Genomic DNA, 6,796 nt, shown 5'->3' with positions numbered 1-6,796 from the left:
CAAATGCGAAACGGCCGACCCTGGATCCGCGGCCCCCTCCTCTTCGACCCCACCCAAACCTGGCGCCCCGCCGGCCAGAACCGCGCCGCCACCCCAACCGAACCACCCAACTGGAACACATAAGTCCCACGGCGTGCTGGCACAGAATCAACGCACCCGCTTCAAAGCGCCCCGCCTCAACGCAGCCAAGTCAACCCGGAGGCGGGAGATCCCTGCCTTACGCGCACGCAGGGCCGGGGGCGCGAGCAGCAATCCGCAGGGCCGAACCCAGTGGTCTCCTCGCGGCCCCGAACGGGGGACCTTCGGCCCTCACACCGCCGGGCCGCCGCTGGCTAGAGTGATCCTGCCCTCTGACAGGCGGGCGACAACTCGAGACGAGGCAGCATGGCCGGCCACACCAACGCCCCGGGGCAGTCGGTGACCAGCCGGGTGCTGAGCATTCTGGCGGCGTTCGAGCACAGCGCATCCGCTCGGTCGCTGTCGGAGATCAGCCAGGAGAGCGGGCTGCCGCAAAGCACCGCGCATCGGCTGCTCGGCGAGCTCGAGGTCTGGGGCGCCGTGCAGCGGGACGCCCAGGGTCGCTACCAAATTGGGCTGCGCCTCTGGGAACTCGGCCAGCACGCCGGCCGCAAGTTGCGCGACCTGGCGCGACCCTACCTGCAGGACCTGTTCGGGCTCACCCAGGAGACCGTGCACCTGGCCATCCGTGACGGCGCCGAGGTGCTCTACATCGACCGGGTCTACGGCAGTCGGCGGGTTCCGCAGGCCAGCCGGGTTGGCGGTCGCCTGCCGCTGCACGCCACCGCGGTCGGCCGCGCCATTCTCGCCTTTGAAGACGAGTGGGTGCAGAATGCGGTGCTCGACGGTGAACTCGTGCGCCGCACTCCGCTGACCAAGACCGACCCGGCCGAGCTGCGCCGGGAGATCGGCAAGATCAAGGAACTCGGGTTCGCCCTCGCCTCCGAAGAGGTGCGACAGGGCTCCTGTTCGCTCGCGGTGCCGGTGTTCCAGGCGTCGGGGCAGATCTTCGGCGCGCTCGGCATCGTGCTGCCGACCTCGCGCGCGCACCAGCTGGGCCGTTACTTGCCCGTGCTGCAGGGGACGGCGCAGCGCATTCAGGCCGGAATCGCGCACCTGCCGCCTGCCACCCTGCGGCTGCCGAACATCGGGGAGAAACCCTCCCAGCCGTGAAGCCACTTCCATCCAGTGGGACAGCGCGGCAGCTTCGACTACCGACGCGCCTTAGATTGACCTCGTCGACCTCAACGTTGAGAACTGCAGACCAAGGAGCCATCGTGACCGCTCAACCCGCCCTCGCCCGCCCGGCCGCCGCAACCGGCCACTGCCCGGTCGCCCACGCTGTCAGCGCCAAAATCGCCGAGACCGCGCCGACCGCACACCACGGCTACGCCCCCTTCGCGATGACCGACCCGTTCCCGTCCTACGCCGCCCTGCGCGAGAACGAACCGATCATGTTCGATGAGGAGATCGGCTACTTCGTCGTCTCCCGCTACGTCGACGTCAAGGCGGCCTTCGACAACTGGCAGGTCTTCAGCAGTGAGAACGCCCAGGCCCCGGTGCGAGCCCGTGGCGCGGCCGCCACGAAGATCATGAACGACGGCGGCTTCACCGCCTACTCTGGTCTTTCCGCCCGCATTCCCCCTGAGCACACCCGCATGCGCGCCATCGTGCAGAAGGAATTCACGCCCCGCCGCTATAAGAAGCTTGAACCCACCATTCGGGAGAACACCGTGCGGCTGCTGCAGCAGATGTTGGCTCATCCGGATGCCCGCGGCGACTTTCTGAAAGATGTCGCGGTGGACATCCCCACGATCACCATCCTCGGCCTGCTCGGCGTCGGCCCCGACATGGTCTCGACCTACAAGAAATGGTCGGATTCCCGCGCCGCGATGACCTGGGGCGACCTAAGCGACGACGAGCAGATTCCGCACGCGCACAACCTCGTCGAGTACTGGACTGAGTGCCTGCGCCTGGTCTCCAACGCCCACGAACAACTCGCTAACGGTGAGAACGGCGACAACCTCGTCTTCGACCTGGTGCAGGCGCAGTCGACCGGCTCCGAGATCTCCGACCACGAGATCGCCTCGGTCTGCTACAGCCTGCTCTTCGCCGGCCACGAGACCACGACCACGCTCATCTCCAACACCATTCGCGAACTGCTCGCCCACCCGACCGAATGGCAGAAACTAATCGAGGATCCGAGCCGCATCCCGGCCGCGATCGATGAGACCCTGCGTTTCTCCCCGAGCATCGTCGGTTGGCGGCGCAAGGCACTCGTCGACACCGAGATCGGCGGAGTGCAGATTCCGGCCGGCTCCAACATTCTGCTGCTGATGGGCTCGGCCAACCGTGACGGCGACACCTTCGAGCAACCCGAAACCTTCGACATCAACCGGGTCAACGCCCGCAACCACCTGTCGTTCGGCTTCGGCATCCACTACTGCCTCGGCAACATGCTCGCCAAGATGCAAGACAGAATCGTCGTCGAAGAGACTCTGAAGGCGGCCCCCGGCCTGCGCCTGATCGACGCGGAGAAGGTCGTATTCGGAGACAACCTGTCATTCAGGGCGCCCACCTCGGTGCCCGTTACCTGGGGAGAAGCGAAATGACCCCCGCACCCTTCATTCAGTTCTTCGACGGTACCGAGCAGCCCCGCCACGATCTGCTCGGCGGCAAGTGCGCCTCGCTCGTCGCTCTCACTCAGGCCGGCATGCCGGTGCCACCCGGATTCGCCATCACCACCGCCTCCTACGACGCCTTCATCGCGGCCGCTGGGATCGAACAGGACATCCACGCCCTGCTGGCCAACCTCGATGCCGACGACGTGGCCGAGGTCGACCGGGTGTCGGCCCAGCTGCGCTTCGAGATCGAGAGCCGCCCGGTGCCCACGGACGTGCGCGCCGACTTCGTGACCGCTTACCACGCGCTGCAGGCCAGGTTCAGCGAGCCGGTCCCGGTCGCCGTGCGCTCCTCGGCGACCGCCGAAGACCTGCCCGACGCGAGCTTCGCCGGCCAGCAGGATACCTACCTCTGGCTCAACGGCATCGACGACGTCACCGAGCACATCCGCCGCTGCTGGGCCTCGCTGTTCACCTCCCGCGCCATCACCTACCGGCTTAAGAACAACATCCCCAACGAGGGCCTCTCCATGGCCGTCGCCGTGCAGAAGATGGTCAATGCCCGAGCCGCCGGCGTCGCCATCACCATGGATCCCACCACCGGCGACCGCTCCAAGATCGTGATGGAGGCCTCCTACGGCCTCGGTGAGCTCGTCGTCTCCGGCCTCGTCACCCCCGACAACGTCACCGTCGACAAGATCATGCTCATGGTGGTCAAGCGGGTGATCGGTGACAAACACGCCGAACTGGTTCCCGACCCGGCCAACGCCGGCCTGGTCGAACTCGAGGTCTCACCACAACGCCGTGCCGTGCTCTCGATCAGCGAGACCGAGATCACCGCCATCGCGACCATCGCCAAGAAGGCCGAGAAGCACTTCAAATGTCCGCAGGACATTGAGTGGGCCCTGGACCGTGACCTGCCAGACGGCCTGAACCTGTTGCTGCTGCAGTCCCGCCCCGAGACCGTGCACTCGTCCGGCACGAAAACGGATGCCGCCGATTCGACCCCGACCGCCGGCTTCGGCATCGAAAGCATCACCCGATCACTTTTGGTGCAGGCCGGCAAGGCAACGACATAAACCCGACCCGCATCATCCGCTGTGACAGTCATTCCACCCGCGCACCATCTTCGAGAACGGTTTTCTTATGACAGAGAAGTCATTTCCCAGCCCCTATGACCAGGCTCCCGCCGCGGGCGCCGAGGGCTGGAAAGATCTGTACGCCTATAACCTCGTCTTTCAACAGAACCGCCGCGAGGTCGAAGAGGGCAAGTTCTGGTTCTGCGACAGTCAGCACTGGCCCACGGTGACCAAGCCATTCGAGACGATCGGTTTCGAGTTTGCAGTCAGTTGCCTCGGTCAGTACAACACCCGGCACCTGCTCATTCCGCCGGCCAATGGCATCGAGTTCCGCATTCACAACGGCTACGTCTTCATGTCGCCGGTGGGCGTGCCCGAAGCGGAGATCGCTCCCCGCGTGCCCGAATTCATGGCGCGCGCCGGACACTACTTTCAGAACTGGGAGACCCTGCTCGAGCAGTGGCAGGGCAAGATTCGCGGCACGATCGACGAACTGGGCGCACTGAATTTCGACGCACTGCCCGACAAGGTCGATATCAACGACGTCACGAGCGGCAAGGGCACCGGCCCGAACAACGATCTGCTCGCCCAGTACGACGCGCTGATCGCGCTCACCTACCGTGCGTGGCAGTACCACTTCGAATTTCTCAACCTCGGCTACGTGGCTTACCTCGACTTCTTCAGCTTCTGCAAGGAGGTCTTTCCGGGAATTCCCGACCAGGCCGTCGCCAAGATGGTGCAGGGCGTCGACATGGAGCTGTTCCGACCCGATGACGAGCTCAAGAAGCTCGCCAAGCTCGCCATCGAACTGGGCCTGACCGGCCTGTTCGGCCAAACCGCGAACCCGGAGCAGACCCTGGCCGGCATTGAGGCCGCCCCCGGCGGCGCCGAGTGGATCGCCGCCTTCAACGACGCCAAGGACCCGTGGTTCAACTTCACCGTCGGCAACGGTTTCTACGCCCACGACAAGTACTGGCTCGACCACCTCGAACTGCCGCTCGGCTACATCAGCGACTACATCGGGCGGCTCCAGGCCGGCCAGACCATCGACCGCCCGGTCGCCGAACTCGTCGTCGAACGCGACCGCATCACCGAGGAGTACTCGGAACTGCTCAGCCCCGAACAGCTCGCCGCCTTCGAGGGTAAGCTCGGCCTGGCCCGCCAGGTCTACCCCTACGTCGAGAACCACAACTTCTACATCGAGCACTGGACCATGGGCGTCTTCTGGCGCAAAGCCCGCCAGCTCTCGGCGATGCTGCAGGAACAGGGCTTCTGGCCCGACGCCGACGGCATGTTTTTTCTGCGCCGCGACGAGGTGCGCGAGGCCCTGTTCGACTACGTCACCGGCTGGGCGGTCGGCGCTCCGGCGATCGGCCCGTCGTACTGGCCGGAGGAGGTCGAGCGCCGTCGCGTCATAGTGGATGCCCTGCAGCAGCAGCGCCCGCAGCCCGCCCTCAACACGCCGCCGGCCGTCATCACGGAACCGTTCACCCTCATGCTCTGGGGCATCACGAGCGACCAGATCAAGAACTGGCTCGGCGACTCCGATGCGCCGGAGGGAGAATTCCGCGGTATGGCGGCGTCGAGTGGCGTGGCCGAAGGACCGGCCCGCGTCATCAGCAGCTCGGACCAGCTGTCCGAGGTGCGGGAGGGTGACATCCTCGTCGCCCCCGTGACGGCGCCATCGTGGGGACCGATCTTCGGCAAGATCCGCGCCACGGTCACCGACATCGGCGGCATGATGAGCCACGCGGCCATCGTCTGCCGGGAGTACGGCATGCCGGCCGTCACCGGAACCGGCACCGCCTCGTCGCAGATCGTGACGGGCCAGTGGCTGCGCGTCGACGGCAACAACGGCACGGTAACCATCGTCGAGGGGCACGCCCACGACCTCAGCCTGGCCGGCGAGGCCGTTGTCCAGCTGGAACAGGCGCTTGACGGCCCGGTTCTCGAAGGCAGCCATGCCTGATCCGCGCACGGACCAGCCCGTCAGCCCTGTCGCTGTTGCGACGGGCAGGACGGTGCTGATCACCGGCGCCGCCGGCGGGCTGGGCCGTGCCTTCGCCCTGGGTTTCGCGGCCCAGGGCGACCGGGTGGTCGTCGCCGACACCAACCTCGAGGGTGCGCAGCAGACCGTGGCGCTCGCCCGGGCGGCCGGCGGCAGGGCCCTCGCCCTCGCGGCCAACGTGACCCAGCTCGATTCGGTCACCCAGCTGGCAGCGGATGCCGCGGCGTTCGCTAACGACGGCAAGATCGACGTGATCATCAACAACGCGGCGATCTACGCCACCATCACCCGGTCGCCATTCGAGGAGATCGATGTCGACGAGTGGGACCGTGTGATGGCCGTCAACCTCAAGGGTCCCTGGCTGGTCACCCGCGCCTGCTCGCCCTATCTCGCGAACAATGCCGCGGTGATCAACCTGTCGAGCGCGACCGTGCTCAGCGGCTCAGCCCAGTGGGCACACTACGTGGCCTCGAAGGGCGGCGTGATCGCCCTCACCCGGGTGCTGGCGAAGGAACTCGGCGACCGCAATATCACCGTGAACGCGATCGCCCCCGGCTTCACCCTCACCGAGGCCAGCTACGGCCTTATCGAGGGTGCCGCCGAGTACGGCGTGGACCGCGGCTCGATCAAACGGGCCAGCGAGCCCGACGACATCGTCGGGGCTGCTCTGTTTCTGGCCGGCCCCGGCTCCCGCTACATCACCGGCCAGACCCTCGTGGTCGACGGTGGCCGACAGTTTCTGTAAGGAGATATGCACATGCCATACGTAACCTACATATCCGCCACCGGCAGTGAAACGGCCGTCGCGGGATTCGCCGGCGATTCCGTCATGGAGACCGCCGTGCGTAACGGCGTTCCCGGTATCGTCGCCGAGTGCGGCGGCAGCCTCTCCTGCGCCACCTGCCATGTCTTCGTCTGCGCCGACAGCGTCTTCGACCCGATGCAAGAGCTCGAGGACGACATGCTCGACGGCACCGCGATCGACCGCGAGGCCAACTCCCGGCTGTCCTGCCAGCTCAAGCTGAGCGACGCCGACATTCGCGTGACCACACCCGAAACGCAGGTGTAAA

6 protein-coding genes are annotated in these 6,796 nt (G+C 66.2%); all 6 read left to right on the top strand.

Annotation, left to right across the window (positions count from 1 at the left end; genetic code table 11):
• The first annotated feature begins 384 nt into the window (after positions 1-384).
• The 6 genes from BMW72_RS02210 to BMW72_RS02185 all read left to right on the top strand — a co-directional run bounded on the left by BMW72_RS02210 (position 385) and on the right by BMW72_RS02185 (position 6,795).
• Entirely contained in the window at positions 385-1,191 is an 807-nt protein-coding gene (locus tag BMW72_RS02210; RefSeq protein WP_092106765.1) for an IclR family transcriptional regulator, read from the top strand.
• Positions 1,192-1,295: 104 nt separating this feature from the next.
• A complete protein-coding gene (locus tag BMW72_RS02205; protein WP_241983985.1) occupies positions 1,296-2,630 on the top strand; it encodes a cytochrome P450 in 1,335 nt (444 codons plus the stop codon).
• A complete protein-coding gene (locus BMW72_RS02200) occupies positions 2,627-3,718 on the top strand; it encodes a PEP/pyruvate-binding domain-containing protein (protein ID WP_092106761.1) in 1,092 nt (363 codons plus the stop codon). Before BMW72_RS02205 ends, BMW72_RS02200 begins: the two co-directional genes overlap by 4 nt.
• 67 nt (positions 3,719-3,785) lie before the next feature.
• Complete coding sequence (locus tag BMW72_RS02195) at positions 3,786-5,687, top strand: PEP-utilizing enzyme (RefSeq protein ID WP_092106759.1); 1,902 nt, start codon at positions 3,786-3,788, stop codon at positions 5,685-5,687.
• Positions 5,680-6,471, top strand: coding sequence for an SDR family NAD(P)-dependent oxidoreductase (locus BMW72_RS02190; RefSeq protein WP_092106853.1), 792 nt, complete (start codon positions 5,680-5,682; stop codon positions 6,469-6,471). Before BMW72_RS02195 ends, BMW72_RS02190 begins: the two co-directional genes overlap by 8 nt.
• Positions 6,472-6,483: 12 nt before the next feature.
• The gene (locus BMW72_RS02185) at positions 6,484-6,795 is read left to right on the top strand and encodes a 2Fe-2S iron-sulfur cluster-binding protein (protein WP_092106851.1); all 312 of its coding nucleotides are present in this window, start codon (positions 6,484-6,486) and stop codon (positions 6,793-6,795) included.
• Position 6,796: the final 1 nt, after the last annotated feature.

Origin of the sequence: Cryobacterium luteum (assembly GCF_900110125.1) — a bacterium.
Classification (GTDB): Bacteria; Actinomycetota; Actinomycetes; order Actinomycetales; family Microbacteriaceae; genus Cryobacterium; species Cryobacterium luteum.
The sequence above is the reverse complement of the archived record's forward strand: the minus strand, read 5'-3'. Positions and strand labels throughout refer to the sequence as shown.

What these genes read in the sequence shown, in the direction of transcription:
- BMW72_RS02200 (WP_092106761.1), top strand. Translation starts at nt 2,627, where the DNA reads ATGACCCCCGCACCCTTCATTCAGTTCTTCGACGGTACCGAGCAGCCC.
- BMW72_RS02190 (WP_092106853.1), top strand. Translation starts at nt 5,680, where the DNA reads ATGCCTGATCCGCGCACGGACCAGCCCGTCAGCCCTGTCGCTGTTGCG.
- BMW72_RS02210 (WP_092106765.1), top strand. Translation starts at nt 385, where the DNA reads ATGGCCGGCCACACCAACGCCCCGGGGCAGTCGGTGACCAGCCGGGTG.
- BMW72_RS02185 (WP_092106851.1), top strand. Translation starts at nt 6,484, where the DNA reads ATGCCATACGTAACCTACATATCCGCCACCGGCAGTGAAACGGCCGTC.
- BMW72_RS02195 (WP_092106759.1), top strand. Translation starts at nt 3,786, where the DNA reads ATGACAGAGAAGTCATTTCCCAGCCCCTATGACCAGGCTCCCGCCGCG.